We start from the raw sequence: 19,982 nt of genomic DNA, 5'->3' as shown, positions 1-19,982 counted from the left end.
ACTTATGTCATTACTTAACCTATCACATCTACGTATGATGGCTTTTGCTGTCTTGGGATTAGCTATTTTCTCAAGCTGCGAAAAAGAGGGGCCAGCCGGGCCTCAAGGAGAAAAGGGCGATACAGGAGCTCAGGGAGTTCAAGGTATCGCAGGATTAAACGGAGCAAGTATCCTCTCCGGAACGGGAGAACCTGCTACTTTATTAGGAAAAGAAGGAGACTTCTACCTGGACAAGTCTACCACTAACTTCTACGGACCTAAAACTGCTACAGGATGGGGAGCTTCAACAAGTTTGAAAGGAGCTACCGGTGCTACAGGAGCCAACGGAACGAATGGAACAAACGGGACCAACGGTACAAATGGTACTAACGGCACCAATGGGAAAGATGGTAGCAAGATCTTAAGCGGATCAGGTGTTCCTGCTGCTACAGCTGGCGTCGAAGGAGACTTCTATTTTGATGCTCAAAATCTGGCTTTCTATGGTCCTAAAACTACAACTTCCTGGGGAAGTCCGGTGAGCTTAAAAGCTCCAGATACTAATAGTGTTAAGATTCTTCTTTACAAGAATCAAGTATTTCAGAAAGTTACAGCTGATGATGAGGAAAATAAACGCTATCAAGAATATTTAGATAGCTATTTGAGATCTAAAACTTCAACTGAGAGCTCTATTGCATCTTTTAAAACTCAATACGAAAATGAGATTGCTCAAATAGAAGAGGCATATAAGAAGGGCTGGATGAATCAAAGCCAGTACAATACTCAGTTAGCCACTGTAAAAAGCAATTACGAAAGTACCATCTCTTCTAATACTAGGTATCTTGAAGAAATTAATGAGTTAATAACGCTTACTACAAAGTTAATCGCAGTTGGTGCGTTCAATATGGAGTCAACCTATTCTATTGATGCGAAGTATCATGGCTATTATGATAATGGTATAGTTTCCGTCTACGTTAGGAAGTCGGGTGATTTGAACGGATGGGATAACGAAGGTACTTATCTTATTGCTGATGAGAACTACCAAACTCAATTAGGAGTTAATATTGAACCTATTAAAACTGACAAAATCAGTATTAGCGGATACTCTCAAGCAGTTCCTGAAGCAGACGTTAAAGCAGCTAAATTTGACTTGAAAATTGTTTTTATTCCTGCAGCTTCAGTTGAAGTGCTTTCAAATTCTCACATTGATATTAAAAACTACAATCAAGTTTCTAAGTTTTTGAGGCTTCAATAAATAAACGGATGGGTCTCCCAAAAGAGATCCATCATCCTTTTGATTTATCAATAGCTAATGTTCCTAGCATTTTTAAAAAATACCTTTAATGCCCATCCGAAGCCATTTCACAGGAATAGAAAATATTCTTATCTCCGAAATTAATATAGCAACAGAAAGCATTTCAGTCGCAGTCAGCTGGTTTGTTAACCATAAGCTTTTCAACACACTTTTAAAGAAAGCTTCAGAAGGAATTACTATTCGTCTAATCATAGTTAATGATGATTTAAACAATAGAGACAGTGGCTTACCCTTTCAAAAGCTGATAGACAGGAATATCCAGTTTTATTTCTCGAATAATGCCAAGTTAATGCATAATAAGTTCTGCATCATCGACTCTAAAAAGATGTTTACCGGATCTTATAACTGGACTTATGCAGCAGAAAATAATAATTGGGAAAATGTTATCGAACTAGATTACCCAGAAATAATCGACACCTATAAGCTTCAGTTTGAGAACTTGATCCAAAACAGCGATCAGGTACTGAACCTTGCCGAATTTCTGAAGCTTCACCCTCCATTGACGAATACTTACGATAAGGATGTTTTTTTGAATGAGGAAGACTTAGCTTTTGCAGGAGATCAGGACATAGATATAGAGACAAGGTTTCTTCGAGCGGAAGAAATATTAGTATCTGATGGAGCAACTGAACAGTTAAAGAAGGAACATAAAGAACTGAAAAAGAAGTATTCAGAAAGTGTCGAAGCTCTATGTAGAAACTATCCAAGTGTATTCTTAAGTCATGTCGGGGAAAGGTATCCATGGACGCCAGAACTTTTAGAGGTTTATGAAAAAAAAATTTACCCAAGGCAAATTCAGTGGAATGAAACGGTAATATGGGATAAAAATATGATTAGAAGGTTCTGGAGAACATTGGATTACTGGGCCACTAATCAGGGTAGTGTATTCAAGCATAACAGAAATATTTACCTATCCTTGAATGAGTTAAAAGAAATGCCTGATGCTTTACGCCGAAGATATTCTGACCTTAAATATCATCATCCAGATTATAATGACTCTACTGTTGACCCCTCAGTACCCTTTTATATCAATGGAGCATTCGATGGAATTCCCAATACATACCTGAATCACAAGTCACCGGAACAAAAGAACTATGAAAACGATAATTATTTGTGGACTGAAGCAGAGCTCTTGGAAGCATTGCCGAAACTAGATACTTCATTTTCACGTGCCTCTAAATCTATAAAATGGACTCGAACATTAATAAATAAAGCGCAGGAACGTAACCCTCAACAATTTTCATGGTTTTGTTCGGAAATTTACCTTACAGAAGATGAACTTTTAACCTATAAAGAGATTTTGGATTGGAGTGGTATTGCGAGAAATAGAAGGATTGACTGGACTCTTGATTTATTTGAGCGTTACAAGGACAGGTTGTTGAAGTTTCCAGCTAATTTCTCATCAAATGAAAGTTTTTGTTGGTCCACTGGCTTTATTAATAACTATCAAGATAAACTAAAATTCGATCAATTATCTCGCAACACCGCTATTCCCTTTGACGCTAGGTTCATCATCAAATATAAAGATAGGTGGCTCTATGATGCTCCTAATAGTAGTTTTAGTACAAACAGAGCCATTCCCTTTGATGAATATTTGCTAGAGGAACTAAAGGAGAAATGGCACTGGATGTCTTTAGCTGGTAATCCCTCAGTTCCCTGGACATTAAATCTAATTAATAAATACATGCCACGAAGGGAACTAGATATTTTCATGGTTAGATTGGGAGGAAATAAAGCTGTTTGGGATAGAATATTAAAGCCGGTAATTGATCACGATTTCTTACGGCACCTTGCTCCCTATATCCCTAACTGGGAAAGAAGATAACGGTGATTCTGAAGTTTGTCTACAACTACCTTCAGTTGTGACAGCCATTTTTCAGTTGATATATGAATTACTAAATTTAAAGATTGTTACGCCTAAACTCTTATCAATCCCTGCCTTGGGAATTGAGCGCCCTGCTTCATTATTTTAAGCTTTAGGTGCATCACCGGAACTCCGTTATCCTTCATCCATTCTTTAACTACCTCCACTAACTTCTTTGATAGCAGCTCAGCATTTTGCATAAACAGACTTTGTTTGAAATAGCCGCCATAGGAGGTATTAATATAATCTACATGAATCTCAATCCATTCTCCCCTGAGTACAATAGCCTCCCGCTTATTACGATCTAATATCTCCGTCTTTGGGTTAAGATTGAACCAGTTGATCAGGTGTTGTATTAGGTTTTCCGAGCTTAATTCAATATCCATGAGATCATTCTTTCAAGCAAATTTCTAAAAAATCTCCTATTTTTGCTAAAAATATTAGCAATTTTAAATATGTGATTAAGGTTCATAAAACGACTTATCTAACTATAGGTTTCGTGTTTGAGGACAGGCATCAGACGCTGACTATTCAGCCACACATTAAAATGGACCTCAGTAGTGAACCTGCCCGATATGTTTTTGAGGTAGGAATGTCGAATTGGAAACTTGGAAGTATTGAAAAAAAGGATGGATTCTGGCGTCCCGGTTTTAGACTTGATACTTGCCCATGCTGGCCTTATGAGCTTAACGCTGATGACCTTGATCTGATTGGAGAATACATAGAAACATACCTGCCAGAATATCTGCAATAATTAACCTTTAGAAACATGAAGAAAGTAGAAGAAGAAATGCCCCAACAATTTTTTAACGTTAACGTGGATATAGACCGAACTCCCTACGAGTTCATGGTTATACCCGGACAAGACCCGAAGAAACAAGACGCTGAATTTATCGTTGGTTTAGATGGAGAGGATTGCGGAATCCTAAAAATGGAATTTCCGGAGCGATGGGCCTGGAGTGATGGAAGTCTGGGGGAAGACCTCGCTGAAGCAATCGGTAACCAGATTGAGAAACGTTATATGTAATTACTTATGTGCGGAAGAGTAGCAGTGCCACAATCGGTAGATATTTTTACTGCCCTGGATCTTATCCTTAAGGAAAAAGAGCATCCTATTGATATTAACGTGCCTCCTACGGCAAGTGTGCCTGTTATTTCCGATGCAAACCCTAAAGAGCTGTCTTATAAAAGATGGTCACTTATTCCCCCTTTCGCTCAACCTGATCCTAAAAGTGGAAAGCCCCTGGTGAAACTCAGCACTTTCAATGCACGCTACGACAAGCTTCTCAACTCCAACATCTGGAAGCCCTTAGTGGGAAAGAGGCATTGTTTAGTGGTAGTAAATGGCTATTACGAATGGGAGGAGCTGGACGAATGGGCAGACGACAAGCACAAGAAAAAGAAGAAACAGCCCCATTTCATCAAGCAGAAGGGCGAAGATCTCACCCTCCTGGCTGGTCTTTGGTCGGATTGGGTGAATAAAGGCACCGGAGAAATCATAAGCAGCTGCACAGTGATCACCCATGAAGCAGTAGCAGCATGGGGCAAAATACATGACCGGATGCCTGCCTTTGTTACCAGGGAAGATTCTAAGATTTGGCTGGATAGTGAAATACCTGTTCAGGATAGATTAAAAGTCATTCAGCCAGTAGGTGAAGACTTCCTGGAATCTGTTAAAATCGATACTGTTGGAGATATTCAGGAGTTCGAGCAAAAGGTATTAAAATAAAAACAAGCCTTATATTTTCCTCGTTGCTTTTGATGATACTTTCTGCGTGTTGCGAAACACTAATCTATTTTAAAGTTGACACAGGAGCCTCGCTATCTCTAGATAAATCAGCGAGGCTCTTTTTTGAATTATTAATCATAGTCTTCCAAGTTCCAGGGAAAACTATCATTTCTACTTATAAAACTTATTCTTCTATAGGTCAACCACTTGTTAATTAATTAACTAATCTTTGTCATTAAAGGAAAACTTCTTAATATCTTTAATGCGAGTTTAGACATTTAATTCAAACATGAAAAAAACCCTACCCTTACTTTCACTAGCACTAGTGCTGGTATTATTCGCGTGTAAAAAATCTAGCAAATCAGAAGCCCAACCAGAAGAGAAACTTTATCCTGTTACATTCTCAGCTTCAGAGTTTGAACAAACTACAAAAGGGATATCTACAGTCTCAGCTGACTCTGCAAAAAGTTACTTAAAGAACTTACATTATGTTGTTTTTAATAGTAGCGGAACATTTGTGAGATCAATGCAACAAGACAGCGCTCTGGCTAACTTTGGAACAATAAGAGATAGCTTGCCCGCTGGAACATACAAGATCTTAGTATCGGGTTCTCCGGTGCGATATGGTCTCTCGCTGAATTCGGGAACTTACTCGCAAGGATTCTTTAATAGAGCTAATGGGGACTATTTCTCGAAAGAAATCCCGCTCACAGTTTCTGGGCCAGTTAGTCAGAATATTACGTTAGATCGAATTACTGGTAAACTAACAGTTCAATTTAAAGATGCAATTCCTTCTAACGTTACTAGATTAGTCTTTAGATTAGTAGATGACAGGTTAGCCGATTTCGATCAGACATTTTTTGGAAGCGTTGAGGAAAGATCTTCAGATATTAAGTCGTCAGATAGATTAACATCGAATTATACATACAGTACCTTTATCTTATACACAGGAAATGCTTTCTCACTTAATATCCGAGCATACAACTCATCTAATAGTTTAGTAGTTGATAAAACCGTTAATAATGTAACCGTCACCAAAAACAAGGAAACAATCGTTACCGGAAAACTATTTGATACCATAAATCATGATGGAGGCTTTACAATATTTGTCAATAAAGATTTGGAGCCGATACCTACTGTTATAGAGTTTTAATAAAGACATTCAACAAAAAGCCAGAGCTGACATCTCTGGCTTTCTTTTATCTCATTTACATTAATTTAATAAGTATGAAAAAAAACCTACCCTTACTTTCACTAGCACTAGTGCTGGTATTATTCGCGTGTAAAAAATCCAGCAAGACTGAGATACAGCCAGAAGAAAAGCTTTATCCAGTTACCTTCAAAGCGTCTGATTTTGAACAAACTTCTAAAGGTATTTCGAATACCTCAGCTGTTGACTCAGCTAAAAATGTATTCAAAAAATTAACTTACGCGGTTTTTAATAGCAGTGGAACATTACTTCGTACAATTTCTCAGGAGGTAAATACTTCGCCTAATTTTGGAACTATCCTTGATAGTCTTCCTGTTGGTAACTATACAGCTATTTTTATGGCATCTACAGGGGAATTACCCTATAGTATTTCTCAACTATCTAGTACAAATGTATATAACAATAATAATGACGTGTTTGCTAATAAAACAATGTTTACTATTAACGGTCCCCTGGTAAATCAGAGCGTGACGCTTAATCGTATTGTAGGGAAATTAACTATAGTATTGAAGGACGTAATACCTTCTAATGTTACCAAACTTGTTGTCGAGTATATGGATGGAAGTTACTATTACCCCGGTAGAGAAGACAACTATGGTTTAGGGCAAAAAACGTACAATTATGACATTACATCTCTTGATCGTGCCTCTAAAAATTATACTGTAACTAATTTTGTATTACCAAATACTAGTTCGACTAAAATAAATATTAGGGCTTACACGAGTACAAATACCTTAGTAGTGGACAAAACAATTAGCAATGTTGCTCTAACAAGAAACAAAGAGACAGTTGTAACAGGAACACTATTCAATTCCGTAAATCACGAAGGTGGCTTTACAGTCCTTGCTGATCAAACTTGGGACTCTTCAAAAACAGTAGTGGAGTTTTAAATTAAAGATAAAATGAATAGGAAAGCCGGAGCTGTTAGCTCTGGCTTTCTCTTATCTCCTTCAGATAATACTAATAAACATGAAAAAAACCCTACCCTTACTTTCACTAGCACTAGTGCTGGTATTATTCGCGTGTAAAAAATCTAGCAAAACGGAAGCACAGCCTGAAGAGAAACTTTATCCTGTAACCTTTTCGGCATCAGAGTTTCAACAGAGTACAAAAGGGATGCAAAGTACTCTAGCTACCGACTCAGCTAAAAAAGTGTTAAAAAAAATAATTTACGCTGTTTTCAATAGCAACGGAACGTTGCTCCGTACAATTGCTCAGGATGTAAATACCTCGCCTAATTTTGGAACTATCGTTGATAGTCTTCCTGCAGGTAATTATACAGCCACTTTTATGGCGTCCACAGGTGATTTATCATATAATATTTTAAGCACCCTTTCTAATACAAACGTATATAACGATAATAACGACTTGTTTGCCAATAAAGCTACGTTTACTGTCAGTGGTCCCTTGGTGAACCAAAATATAGTTCTTAATCGTATAGTAGGTAAATTAACTATAGTCTTGAAGGATATCATTCCTGCTAATGTTTCCCAACTTGTTGTAGAGTACTTAGATGGTAGTCACTATTACCCAAGTAGAGAGGAGAACTATAATTTAGAGCAGAAGACTTATTACTATAATATAACATCTTTAGATCGTGCCTCTGCAAATTACACGATAACTAATTTTGTATTACCAAATCTAACATCAACTAACATACATATCAGGGCATATACCAGTACAAATACCTTAGTAGTCGATAGAACAATTAATAATGTTGCGCTATCGAGAAATAAGGAGACTATTGTTACTGGAGCTTTATTTAACGATTTCAATCATCCAGGAGGGTTTACAATTTTTGTTAGTCCTAGTTGGGGTGAAAGTTCAACCATAAACTTTTAGTTTTACCCTTCCTGTGTATAGTCCTTAATTAACGTATGTCATAATGAAAGAAAAATTAGCAATTCTTTTATTGCTTATAACCACTCTTGCATGCAGAAAGACAAGTAAGCAAGAAATAGAACCCAAAGAGAAACTTTATCCTATAACTTTTAATACATCAAGTTTTACACAAGAAAGTAAAACTATTAGTGGCAAGGTATCGGATACTACTGCTGCTGTAAATTATCTTAGAGCATTATATTATTTTATCTACGATGATAAAGGGGAGCTTGTGAAATCAAGAACTCAATCTATTGATACGTCTTCTCATTTTGGGATAGTACAGGATAGCTTACCTATGGGACAATATAACATTGTTTTTCTAGGTTCTGATCAAAATAGTCCATATGGTGATCCAATAGACGATCAATCGTATTATGAGATCGCCTCTCTTAGAGAGAGTGACAGGAATCCAAACTATTTTTTGAAAAATATTCCGATAACGGTAACAAGAGATGGTGTAAATGAAAACGTAACTCTAGAGAGAATTGTTGGAATGTTATCGGTAATGCTTACCGATAACATTATCCCCGAGTCGGTAAGCTATTATGAGATTAAAATGCCTTCTGCCAGGCGTTATTACTTTCGCAATGGAGTACGTGCTCTTGAAGAATATAACTATAAAAGTTATCCGGCAGTGGTAGGGGGTAAGTTCCTTGGGGCAATTCGCCTATTTGAACCCGGTAAACCAATCGACATTACTATTACCGCGTTTAATAACAAAAATGAGATTATAGTATCTAAGGTTATCAATAATGTTTCGATTTTGAAAAATCGAGAGGTAGTACTAAAAGGCAAGTTGTTTTCAAATTCGACAGGCTTTTCCATATTTGTTAATTCCAATTGGGACGCAACACCAACCACTATAGAATTTTAAAAAAGATTATTGATATTATACAGCCAGAGCTAACACCTCTGGCTTTTTTTGTTCCCTCTATTTGTTCCCTCTATTCTCGCATACAAGGTCCTATAAGAGCTATCTGACTAGGTACAACCATATCTAATTTTTGACCAATGGCCTCTTCCTTCAAAAGGAATTAGATATACTTGTATTGAATTTCTGCAGTAAAATGATAACAGTAAAGCATCCTTTAGAAGAATGTAACAGGCAACAGGAAGAGTTTCTATCCAAGGTAAGCCAGGAAGAAAGACGCTTTCACGAACTATTCTTTGCAGTAGGGAATGCCAGTTATCTTTATTACCAACGAGCTACCGACTTTGATCCTTCCTTTACTGATTTTGAAGAATGGTTAGAGGGTCTTTCCGAGAACGTTAGATTGGATATGAGTAAAAAAGGATTTGAAGAGTGTAAGACTGTTCTTTCCTTTAGACGGTACGTGAATGAGAAAAATGATATCGGAATGGAGGAATATATTGAAAACCTAATGGGTGAGGAGTATCAGGAATACAAGGAAAAATACCTTAAACAAGGGTAAAACCAGATAACGACTAAAGTTTATACAATGACTGGTTTAGAACTTATAATACAATTTAAAGCTGATAAAGCTTACCTCACAAATGACAAAGCCATCAATCTTAGTCAAACCAATCTGCCTGAAATTGCCGTCAGTTTTAAATCCCCAGCCTACTGGCCAATCCAGGTCCTAGCTTATATAGCTTCAGAACAGCGGCTGCATTGTAAAGTTATTTCTTACAATGTGGGAGAATCGGAATTTTCATTTACTCAAATACAGCTTGCAGAAGATCTGAATAAAGTCGAAGTTATTACATTTCGAGAGATCAATACCCCTGGCCTTTTCGCTACTTTAAATGGATCCGGCTCTTTAATCCCGCAAGCCTCACAGCCTGTATATAGAAAACAAACCTACTTTGCACCACCGGAACCTCGGATTCAAACTATAACAGAAACTTTTTATGTGCCTATTAAAAACATACAATTCCGGCAAGGAGGTGTCTTTTTCAGGCAGAAGCTTAAAGAACACAGGGAAACCTTGGATTTGATAATATCAAATCCCGAGATTTTTGAGGAATTTGACGCAGTAAAGAACTATTTCGCGAATGTCCTGGGCACAAGGAAAATTGAAGTTACAGTCGAAGTGGAAACTAAAGACTATGCGATAACATCTGTTAAAGTAAGGTCCCCAGAGATAGCTAGAATAGATAAGCAGCTAATTGAACAGGTAAGATTAGAATTTGTAAAATCTACTATGTCAAAAAAAACGCTAGAGGGAGAAAAGAGCCTTTTCACAGCGGAGGAGTATCTTGATACGTTTGCCGATGAAAACGTCAAACCTGATACCTTTCATAAAAGCGATCAGGAACTATTCGAGGATCTGTTGACGATATCAAACACTAAACACTACAAGCATCTAAGATTTCTATCAAGCAAACATGATCATGCAACAATGAAACTTAGGTTTGTCCCAAAACCGTTCTCCTTTGTCTTCCTATTGGAGGGAAAGATAAACTATCATATAGTTTGGGAAACATTGAACACGGAGGAAGCAACGTACGTATGGGACGCTCCCAAGGGGGATAAAAAGTTATTAAAGGCTACCTTAGGTAAGATAGACCATATTATCAATCAAATTAAGGCCAAAGGAAAACTACTTTATTTAATTACAACCGAGGATTCATTTAAAAGAATTTATCATGACTACTCAGAGAGCGTTGATGGGTTTTTGAAATGGAAGACAGAACTAGAGAATGTAATAAACTAAAATATAATGATATCTTTAGTTGTTATAATTGTTTTTAAATATCATTTTCCTTTTGAATCTCCGACAGCTCGATTACTTGAGCCTTATTGGAACCAGGTGTCTATTGATGATGTTGATCAATTGCTGGGTTGATAGCGGATTCTAAACTAGAAATAAATAAAGGAGCAAAGAGGGAGCTATTTAAAAAGACAAAACAGAAGTTTCCCATCCTCGGCCTGAGTGAGTAAGGGTTCAATTAAACTAAGCTCATTATCGTTAGAGTGAGCAGTTTGGTTTCCTTCAAAAAGTATTGAAGCTAAAAGCGTTTTTTCACAAACATAAAAGTCATAATGTAAATAATCATTTTCAATCAGATATTCAATCGACATTGATGATCCATCAAACCGATTAATAATGTCTAACTTATTAAGTGGTTTATTTGTAGAGATATATTCTTCACCATAGAGTATATCTCCAAACCTTTGCAATCGATCTGAAAGTATTTCCCTAGAGAAATTAACTCTCTTTGAAAGGTACCATGCCTGGCAAAAAAGGGTGGTTAGTTTTCGAAAATAGAGAACTCGTATAAAAACTTCAGAAGACGGATCAAGAAATTCTTTACTTTCCAAATCTTTCAATGCAGATGAGAGAACATAGTTTATATATTCATAATCAGAATTTTCATTTTGAATAAAAGTCGGTTTATCACCTCCAAAAAAAAGATTGACCACTTCGTCAGGCTTAGCTAATAATCCACTTCGATCTTGAGGAAGGCTTTTTATTAAAAAAAATAGATCTTCCTTTTTCAAATGTCTAAGATGTTTCCCCTGATCAATTATATTATGAGCTTTATATTCATTAAACTTTTCGGGGATGACAAAATCAAAATGATATTGATTTTCCCAGTCTATCATTTCCTGCATCTTACTTAACTTTAATGATGTAATAATACCCCTACAGATAAATCCAGAAGATTGAATTTTAACGAGCTAAATTTACACTACAAAATCGTCAACGGGAAATGAGAGGAGCGGTAACCAGCTGACAGCCTTTTTTTATCTCTCAAAATTCTTCTGTCAAAACAATTCACACTTCCACCCCTTATTCCATCTTAGGTTGATTGAAAATTTTGTTTTGATCTGTTGAACATACCCACTAACGTAGGCTGCGTTAGTGGGTTTTTAGTATCCTTCAGTTTTTAGTAGCGCCTGTTGTTGAAGTTCCTTATTCCGGTTCCTGATTCTCAATCGTAGATGGTACTGGTGAACCTCATTACACCACATCCAAACCTTAGTAACTTCAGCTAGTTTCTTTATCAGTAGCTCTGCATTTTTTTCAAATACATCTTTCTTGAAGTACTTGCAGTATTCCGTGTTGATATGGTCTACATCTATGATGATATACCCCCTATCGTAGTCAAAAGAACTACTAAGGTTGGCCGTACTAATTTTAGTTTTTTCAGAGCTGTTGAACCAATCCTTTAGAAATTGAGACAGTTGAAGAGCTACAACATAATCATCCATTGTACCAAAATTTATAGCTACAAATTTGCTAAAAATTTTAGTATTTCTATAGTCAACGGCTCGATCTTTAAACAAAATAGATGTTACAACGTTTATTAAGTAAGGTGATACTGTTAGATACAAATTATCTGTAATGTGAGAATTTTAGGGTTAGCTTAATTGTTAACCCTGATTTATTAACTTGCATTATGAAAAGACTATTCCTTATAGCACTTAGTTTATTTTGCCTAACCTCCTACGCTCAAACGACTACTACAGAAAGAATTGTTACGGCTAAAGCTAAATCTCTACCGTTCAAAGTTATCACTACGGATGATATAGCAAATGTTAAGGTGGGTGATTCGGTTTTACTAACCTCCAAGGTTTATAGTGGTAAATTTTTAGATAATACTGGGCTCACCTTATTAAATTTAGGTGCTGATTACCCTAATCAATTACTAACGGTAGTGATAAGAGGTAATGACCGTAAAAAATTTGCTAGTGTTCCTGAAGAATTATTTAAAGGAAAAACAGTTTCAATTGACGGTATAGTGAGCGAATACAAAGGCAGGAAGCAAATTGTAGTTACTAATCCTGAGCAAATCAAGTTCAAAATCATTCCAGAAAAATAATATAGGGAATCAATGACGCTATACGAATACCTGCAGCTGAACGATCTGGACCAGACGAACGCAATCTGGGATCAAGGAAGATTCCTGGCCCATCGTAAGGAGGAGCTTAATGACTATGCTTTGTATGAGTTAGGAGATTTCTTTGTGGAAGTAACGTATTCAAATAATGCTAATAAAATCTTAACCTTCAAACCTTTTAAGACCATGCGCCTGCTTGAGCCCTATTGGAACCAGGTCAACATTGATGAGGTTGATCAATTGCTGGATTGATAGCGAACTCGAGATATAAATAAAGGATTAGCTTGATAATAGAATGTAAAGAACGATTTAGCTGGGTTTACAATTAATCGGAAATTCATAACGTAAGTCTGCCCGACACAATTAGCTGTTGAAAAGTCAAATTCCAATAAGTCTGCAGTTTAGTTAACTTTCACTACTTCTAATATATGTTGAGTAATTTTAGTGAACCATGAACGAGTTACAATTTGATGAATTTCTAAGATCTGTTGCAATAAGTAAGAACGATACCTTTGCTCTGCTATTGGGAGCAGGTAGTTCAATAAGTTCTGGAATTTCTTCTGCCAATGATTGTATTTGGGACTGGAAAGCAACTATTTATAAAAGCAATAATTATTCTGCTACTGGCTGGATTGAGAACTTTAAAAATCCTAAAGTACAAAGAACTATACAAGCTTGGTTAGACAACCAAGGTGGTTATGTTGAAGCTGGAAGTAAGGAGGAGTATTCCTTTTATGCAAAAAAATGTTTCCCAATTGAGAAAAATAGAAGCCAGTATTTTCAAGCATTATGCTCCAATGCAAAACCTTCTATAGGTTATCGAACGATACCTTTGCTCGTTAAACATGGGATGCTTGATTCGGTCTGGACGACAAATTTCGATGAATTGGTAACTACTTCTTGCATCCTAGGAGGTGTTCAGAGTATCGAGATTTCATTAGACACTGTTGACCGAATAAATCAAAGAACTCAAAACAGAAGTGAATTACCCGTAATTAAGTTACACGGCGATTTCAAATACGGTGAACTAAAAAACACTGCAGAAGAATTAAAGGAACAAGACCAAACTTTTAGACAGAAGCTTATAGAATATTTAGGGGACAAGCATCTAATTGTACTGGGATACAGTGGCCGCGATCTATCATTAATGGATACTCTCAAAGAGGCCTATTCAAAAAAAGGCGGTGGGATGTTATTTTGGTGTGGCTATCATGAGAATTCAAGCTCTGAGGTTACAGAGTTGATCCACCACGCTAATCAGAATAAAAGATTAGCATATTATATTCCTACAGAAGGATTCGATAACACAATGGTCAGTATCACTAAGTTGGTTCTTGCTGGGGAGAGTAAACTGAAACAAGAATTGATATCTATTCAGCAATCGAACAGTAGTAATGATTCTTTTTCTCCCTTTGATTTAAAGCCTGCACGAACAAACAAAGTCCTAAAGAGCAACTGTTTTCCAATAAAATTTCCCGAGGAAGTGTTCGTTTTTGATGCTACTCTAAATGAAAACCCTTGGGATAAGCTAAATAGTTTGTCTTTAACGAGAACGGATATTTCGGCGATACCCTATGAAAAGAAGGTATGGGCTTTGGGCACATTAGAGTCCGTAAAGGAGGCATTGATATCGGTGATCTCTGGAGATATTGTAAGAAAACCCTTGACTGATACCAGAATATACAATTCGGGCATCAACAGTCTTATGTTATCTACAATTTGTAAAATATTTGCATCAGCAATATCAGTAAAGACAAACTTTCGCGATAAAGTTTGGGGTGATGAGTATCAAAATATAGCAAATCAAAAAGTTTTCCATGCTCTCAGGTTCGCTTTAGAGAAAGTGAACGGCGAATTTTATCTTACCCTGAATCCAAGTTTTGTATTAGAGAATGAGGATGTTGACTCAAGCATAAGACAACAAATTGGCATGACCTTTTACCATAAAATTTGGAATAATCATTTCAATGATTATGTGAAAAAATGGAGTAAAAAGCTGTTTGTAAACGATAATGATAAATACGAATTTCCTATAAAATCTGGTAGTGGATTCTCTTTCATCATTGCCCGAGCTCCTATATTTACTAATATATGCGATCTAAATAATCCCTATTCTAATGCACATAATGTTCCCCAGAAGTTTTTGAGGTTGAGAGGCGTACAATTTAAGGAGGCAGCTTTACTATTTTCCACAAAACATGGCAATAATCACATATCTGATACCCACCCTATGCGTGGATTGATAAACAATAAGCCATATGAAACTAGTTTAAATACTTTTTTAGACACTACCATATATTTAGGAGTGATATGTCCAGAGCAAGACTCTAAAGTTTTATTTGAATTTTTATCCAAACAGAATCAAGAGATACCCAAGTTTAGTGAGAAAGATGATTATATATTGGATTTCAAAGGCTTTCACCGTACATATGGACTCAGCTTGAATATCCCCGAGCCCAGTTCCTCAAATTGGGAAAATGTCTCTGAACCTAGGAGTAATGATTTTAGGGAGAATATTCATGAAGTCAAGAGGAATATTTGTGATAAGATAATGAGGTTAACTGCTACCGGTAGTCAAAAAGTTATAATTATCTATATTCCGCAGAGATGGGATTATTTTACAAGCTATCATGATAATGGAGAATCTTATGACTTACATGACTACGTTAAAGCTTTTTGTGTAGAGAAGAGGGTGACTTCCCAATTCATTCGGGAAAAAACGATTAATGATGTCCGGCAGAGCTGCCAAATAAATTGGTGGTTATCTCTTTCCTATTTCGTAAAGTCTTTAAGAACTCCTTGGATCTTGAATAATACAGATAAATCTACCGCATTTGCGGGAATCGGATATAGTATTGACTCAAAAAGTGAAGAAAAGGGGCATATCGTGTTAGGTTGTAGCCATATTTATAGTTCCACTGGTGAGGGCTTGAAATACAAACTTTCTAAAATCAGCAATGATAAAATTCAATGGAGGCATAAAAAGCCTCATTTAGGCTATGATGATGCATATGAATTTGGAAAAAGTGTTATAAATCTCTTTTATGAATCCTTAAATGAAATCCCTAAACGAGTGGTTATTCATAAAAGAACCTTCTTTACCGAAGAGGAAAAAAATGGCATTTTGGATAGTCTATATGATAGTGCAAGTATCGAAGCAGTCGATTTAGTAGAGATTAATTTCGAGGATGATATACGATACGTGTCTAGCAAAATTAAAAATGGACGAACGGAAATTGATGGTTTTTCTGTATCAAGAGGGACTTGTATTCAAATAAATGCGAGTCAAGCATTGTTGTGGGCCCATGGAGTTGTACCATCTGTTAATAATCCGAAATTCAGTTTTTACCCAGGCGGTAGATATATACCGAAACCCTTGAAGGTGATCAAGCATCACGGGACCGGAAGCTTAGAACAAATTGCTAATGAGATATTAGGTTTAACTAAAATGAATTGGAATTCTTTAAACATGTACTCTCAATTACCGGCTACTATCTCATCTTCAAATGATATTGCTCGAATCGGAAAGCTAATTGAAAGCAAAGAGAAGGTCGAATATGATTATAGATATTTCATATAAGTTAGGTATTTAGATACCCTTAGGTACGATTTCTAGGCTCGTACCTACCTTTTTTCCTACCAAACCACTTAGATATTTGAGGTATATTAATAGTCCCGCCTTGTACCTTTTTTGTTTCAGTACAAGGGTGACTAATCATCGAAAGTGCCCAATAACTATTTTATAGCTTGCTTTCTGAAAATGGCCCAGCTGTCTGAACCTGTTATTCCAAAACTAATACCTGGTCAATTTCTTTCATCAAACGATCCGTTTCAGTTAAGGCCACTATAATCTTTTGGTAATGTAAAATATCCTCAAAGGAAAGTTCGTACCCCTTACGATCTTTAAGCCATTTTTGTGCAGGCTGATATCCACCGATATAAAAATTCCATGCGACTTCTGGGACATTTGAGAAGTATTGGGTGTCGTTAATATAGACGTTGCCGTTCTGAAAATTTACCTTTCCCATCACATTGCTTCCATCTACTGGATACTGGGTGATATACTTCTCCACTATAGGACTTTCAAGTAAATGTATTTGCCTAATCTCTCCACCTAGCCTTACGAGTTGCCAGAAACTTTCTCTGTCTTTTGGATAAGGAACTCTAGGGAAATCTATTTTTAAAAACTCTTTATACTTCTCGCGGTAGGCAGGTGAATGCAAAGTAGCGTAGATGTAATCTAATAAGTCTAAAGGTGAAATAGCATTCGACGAGTTGCCTTTTTCAGCAGAAAATGTGACGCTTATCCTTTCTGTAAATTTACTAATAATATCGGAATCTAAATTTGGTTGAGGTTGTGAACTATTAATGAGCTCAGAGCCAGTACTGGTTGGATATAAATAAAGTGGGGCTGTATAACCAAATGAAAATGCAGTTCCAAGTGCATGGCACTCAACTAGGCAGTTAGACACAAACACATTGGTGAATTCTCCAATTGTTGCACTTCTTTCAAATATTAATGCATAGTTCGGCTTTAGAAGATGCTTCATTATCTCTGGCCTGGGATAAGAGTGAAAACCTTTGGATTTTCCAGTATAGATGGTTCGCCGGATATCGAAAGGCCTATACAAAATATTCGCTTTGACCTTTTCGTTTTTAAGGAGATCCTCTCTAGCTGTACTTACCTTCCAATCCCTTCCATCAGGCTTAGGTGTAAACCGACTTCTGAATTCTTCTGGGTCTAATTGAAGAAAGTCGCGTTCAAGAACATTAAGCGTCTGATCATCAAAATGGATACATATACTATCTCTTTCCGTCTTTATTCCGCTAGCATACAAATTGAAAAGCTTATCTAATTTGAACCCTTTCTCATAATTAGTCGCTTCTGCAAAATTTTTAACAGTAAAGAAATAATTTGGAGCAACGCTATTTAGACTAGTCCAATTTATACTGCTTAAATTATGTCTATCTAGAAATGAATATTTGACTTCTCTTTTTCCATAAAGGTCATGTTGTAAAACTGTTGCCTGCTGGCCCAGTTGTTTTTTACCCGTTTTAACGAAAATATTTATAGAAACACCCTGCATAATATCAAATACATTTTGATCCAATCCTCCTTCTAGCGTTGCTTCCTTTTTTTTGGAATTCCCATGTAAATCCAGGATATAAATTTTGTCGAAGCTTTTCAATAAATCTTTCCTCATCTCTCGATGAATTAAACCATCAATAAAGCTGTTATTAGAAATGTAAGCCAAAATCCCGCTTCCATTCTTATCTATAAAATGTTGACCGAACCGAATAAACTTTATGTAGTCATCCGAAAGCGGTTGGATATTTCTTTCCTTTAAATTTTTCTTATAATCTGCTGTTAAACTTTCAATCCACTTTCCTTTATTGGTACTACTTACAGAGTATGGTGGGTTCCCAACAATACACATAACAGGCGTATCGCGCTTAATTCTATTTGCCTCATTAGCCTCGCTGCTTAACCAGTTAGCGAAGAGGGTTCCTGTATCTTGATGATGTTCCTCTAAGGAATTTGTTAGGTATATATTAAACCGTTTGTCATTTTTAGACTTGAACCCCGTTTCTGTAAGAAGTAGATCTAACTTTAAATGAGCCATGGCATAGGAAGCCATTAGTAGCTCGAACCCATTTAATCGAGGTATTAAATGATTTGCTACATAATTACTCCAAATACCTTGCTGTCCTTCGAATTTCTTATAAATGTGCTTTACCACTTCTGCAAGGAAAGTACCAGTACCGGTAGCTGGGTCAAGAATCTGAACTCTGTGAACCTCCTGTTCTACTTGTTTATATCCAGTACTAGAACGTTTGTCAGCGTTTTGAGTGTTGAGCTTTATTGTCGTTTTACTAGTATCAGCAAGTCCTTGAGGTAAGCCAAATTCATCTTTTAAAATATCGTCTACCGCGCGAACGATAAAGTTCACAACTGGTTCCGGAGTATACCACACGCCTCTTGCCTTACGCAACTTCGGATCATATTCTGCAAGGAAGGTTTCATAGAAGTGAATAATTGGATCTTGCATTTGCGTAGCTTTTCCAAAATTCTTTAGTAGAGCTGCAATGTCGGTAGCCCTAAAAATATCTGCTAAAGCATCCACAATCCATTTTATCCGGCTGTCAATATCCGGGCCTGCTATATAACCGAAAAGCTTCCTTAAAAAGGGATTTGTTTTTGGAATAAGTTCAGCGGCTTCTTGTCTGCTAAACGTTGCCAAAGTGGGATCATGTAAACGAGCAGCAAACATACCGTAGGCGATAGTTTGCGCGTATATATCAGCAAACTCCTTCGGCTTTATATCATGAATTAAGATCTGCTTGAAACCCACCATTTGTTCTTTCAGCGTACTATTATCCTGATTCTCCTCATCACTCGTCAATGCTTTTTCGATCACATCTGAAAGCATTCTAGCCTTGGCTGCCATCATTTCTGCTAGCTTTTTGGAACTTTTGATTGTTTGGCCTACGTGGGTGCAGAAGTTCTTTATAAGATTGGTGAATTCGGCAAAGTTCTCCGGCTTCTGGACTATTTGCCCACTCTTTATTTCTGCAATCTGCGTTGCTGTGACAAACTCTCCATCTATATAAAGCCGAAAATCTAGATAATCGGTGAAGATGAGGTTATTTAAAGAGGATCGATACCGGTCAAACTGCTCTTTTAAGCTTTTGCTTTGTAAATCGATTCCAACATCCTTTGCTTCAATATAGCCGAGGGGGATTTCGTTTCGGGTAATAATATAATCAGGGGCACCACAGGCAATTCGCGAAGGTTCATTGGTTACCAATACTCCTTCAGCAATAGTTTCTAAAAGTGTTTGTAGATCTCCACGGTAGCTATGTTCTCGTGAGATCCCTGTCTTATACCGGGTTTGGATACGTTCTACGTATTGAGCAATAGTCATAAAAAGTAAGGTTTGACAAGGTTTTCTAAACTCTATAATTAAAGAGGATTAATTGGTAAAAATGCACAAGCATTTCTGCAAATGCAATAGTGGGAGAAGGAGTTTTTATGTGATTCTTTTATTAGGAATTGAAGAATGTGAGAAAGATTTCAATGTGATTGTAGTTATGATAGAGAGGCGCAATCATTCGACTTCTTGTGGATGAATGAATTATCGTTTAAAGATTAAAATTTGTACTTTTTTTAGAAATACCCGAAATCTGGTATTTT

The 19,982-nt window shown here is 36.6% G+C and carries 18 protein-coding genes; 14 read left to right on the top strand and 4 right to left on the bottom strand.

Features of this window, described 5'->3' with window-relative positions; all coding sequences use genetic code 11:
• Positions 1-4: 4 nt before the first annotated feature.
• Entirely contained in the window at positions 5-1,231 is a 1,227-nt protein-coding gene (locus tag J4N24_RS24160; RefSeq protein WP_207536311.1) for a collagen-like triple helix repeat-containing protein, read from the top strand.
• Between the two features lie 88 nt (positions 1,232-1,319).
• Positions 1,320-3,116 (top strand): phospholipase D-like domain-containing protein, encoded by a 1,797-nt coding sequence (locus J4N24_RS24155; RefSeq protein ID WP_207536310.1) that lies wholly within the window; start codon positions 1,320-1,322, stop codon positions 3,114-3,116.
• 92 nt (positions 3,117-3,208) lie between these two features.
• Here the strand turns inward: J4N24_RS24155 and J4N24_RS24150 are convergent, their stop codons facing one another.
• Entirely contained in the window at positions 3,209-3,541 is a 333-nt protein-coding gene (locus J4N24_RS24150; RefSeq protein ID WP_207536309.1) for a hypothetical protein, read from the bottom strand.
• Between the two features lie 71 nt (positions 3,542-3,612).
• Between J4N24_RS24150 and J4N24_RS24145 the strand changes: the two genes are divergently transcribed.
• From J4N24_RS24145 to J4N24_RS24105, 9 genes are all read left to right on the top strand, one after another.
• Positions 3,613-3,909, top strand: a complete 297-nt coding sequence (locus tag J4N24_RS24145; protein WP_207536308.1) for a hypothetical protein — start codon at positions 3,613-3,615, stop codon at positions 3,907-3,909.
• Positions 3,910-3,924: 15 nt separating this feature from the next.
• The gene (locus tag J4N24_RS24140; RefSeq protein WP_207536307.1) at positions 3,925-4,182 is read left to right on the top strand and encodes a hypothetical protein; all 258 of its coding nucleotides are present in this window, start codon (positions 3,925-3,927) and stop codon (positions 4,180-4,182) included.
• A gap of 6 nt (positions 4,183-4,188) precedes the next feature.
• Positions 4,189-4,884 (top strand): SOS response-associated peptidase, encoded by a 696-nt coding sequence (locus J4N24_RS24135; RefSeq protein WP_207536306.1) that lies wholly within the window; start codon positions 4,189-4,191, stop codon positions 4,882-4,884.
• A 289-nt stretch (positions 4,885-5,173) separates the two neighbouring features.
• Complete coding sequence (locus J4N24_RS24130; RefSeq protein WP_207536305.1) at positions 5,174-6,037, top strand: hypothetical protein; 864 nt, start codon at positions 5,174-5,176, stop codon at positions 6,035-6,037.
• 74 nt (positions 6,038-6,111) lie between these two features.
• Positions 6,112-6,984, top strand: a complete 873-nt coding sequence (locus J4N24_RS24125) for a DUF6562 domain-containing protein (RefSeq protein WP_207536304.1) — start codon at positions 6,112-6,114, stop codon at positions 6,982-6,984.
• A 79-nt stretch (positions 6,985-7,063) separates the two neighbouring features.
• On the top strand, positions 7,064-7,936 hold the full coding sequence (locus J4N24_RS24120; RefSeq protein ID WP_207536303.1) for a DUF6562 domain-containing protein: 873 nt from the start codon (positions 7,064-7,066) through the stop codon (positions 7,934-7,936).
• 43 nt (positions 7,937-7,979) lie between these two features.
• Positions 7,980-8,852 carry a FimB/Mfa2 family fimbrial subunit gene (locus tag J4N24_RS24115; RefSeq protein WP_207536302.1) on the top strand — a complete coding sequence of 291 codons (873 nt, stop codon included), beginning with the start codon at positions 7,980-7,982 and terminating at the stop codon, positions 8,850-8,852.
• 193 nt (positions 8,853-9,045) lie between these two features.
• On the top strand, positions 9,046-9,411 hold the full coding sequence (locus tag J4N24_RS24110) for a hypothetical protein (protein WP_207536301.1): 366 nt from the start codon (positions 9,046-9,048) through the stop codon (positions 9,409-9,411).
• A 222-nt stretch (positions 9,412-9,633) separates the two neighbouring features.
• A complete protein-coding gene (locus tag J4N24_RS24105; protein WP_207536300.1) occupies positions 9,634-10,656 on the top strand; it encodes a hypothetical protein in 1,023 nt (340 codons plus the stop codon).
• Positions 10,657-10,832: 176 nt separating this feature from the next.
• On the opposite strand, the gene J4N24_RS24100 is transcribed toward J4N24_RS24105, so the two are convergent.
• Positions 10,833-11,558, bottom strand: a complete 726-nt coding sequence (locus tag J4N24_RS24100; protein WP_207536299.1) for a hypothetical protein — start codon at positions 11,556-11,558, stop codon at positions 10,833-10,835.
• Between the two features lie 258 nt (positions 11,559-11,816).
• A complete protein-coding gene (locus tag J4N24_RS24095; RefSeq protein ID WP_207536298.1) occupies positions 11,817-12,158 on the bottom strand; it encodes a hypothetical protein in 342 nt (113 codons plus the stop codon).
• Positions 12,159-12,346: 188 nt separating this feature from the next.
• On the opposite strand from J4N24_RS24095, the gene J4N24_RS24090 reads away from it, so the two are divergent.
• From J4N24_RS24090 to J4N24_RS24080, 3 genes are all read left to right on the top strand, one after another.
• On the top strand, positions 12,347-12,769 hold the full coding sequence (locus J4N24_RS24090; RefSeq protein WP_207536297.1) for a hypothetical protein: 423 nt from the start codon (positions 12,347-12,349) through the stop codon (positions 12,767-12,769).
• 12 nt (positions 12,770-12,781) lie between these two features.
• Positions 12,782-13,039 (top strand): hypothetical protein, encoded by a 258-nt coding sequence (locus J4N24_RS24085; RefSeq protein ID WP_207536296.1) that lies wholly within the window; start codon positions 12,782-12,784, stop codon positions 13,037-13,039.
• A gap of 199 nt (positions 13,040-13,238) precedes the next feature.
• Positions 13,239-16,367: an SIR2 family protein gene (locus tag J4N24_RS24080; protein ID WP_207536295.1), complete on the top strand. Its 3,129-nt coding sequence runs from the start codon at positions 13,239-13,241 to the stop codon at positions 16,365-16,367.
• 202 nt (positions 16,368-16,569) lie between these two features.
• Here the strand turns inward: J4N24_RS24080 and J4N24_RS24075 are convergent, their stop codons facing one another.
• Complete coding sequence (locus J4N24_RS24075) at positions 16,570-19,713, bottom strand: type ISP restriction/modification enzyme (RefSeq protein ID WP_207536294.1); 3,144 nt, start codon at positions 19,711-19,713, stop codon at positions 16,570-16,572.
• Positions 19,714-19,982: the final 269 nt, after the last annotated feature.

Origin of the sequence: Desertivirga arenae (genome assembly GCF_017355785.1) — a bacterium.
Taxonomy (GTDB): Bacteria; Bacteroidota; Bacteroidia; order Sphingobacteriales; family Sphingobacteriaceae; genus Desertivirga; species Desertivirga arenae.
This window is presented reverse-complemented; position numbering and strand designations above follow the sequence as displayed.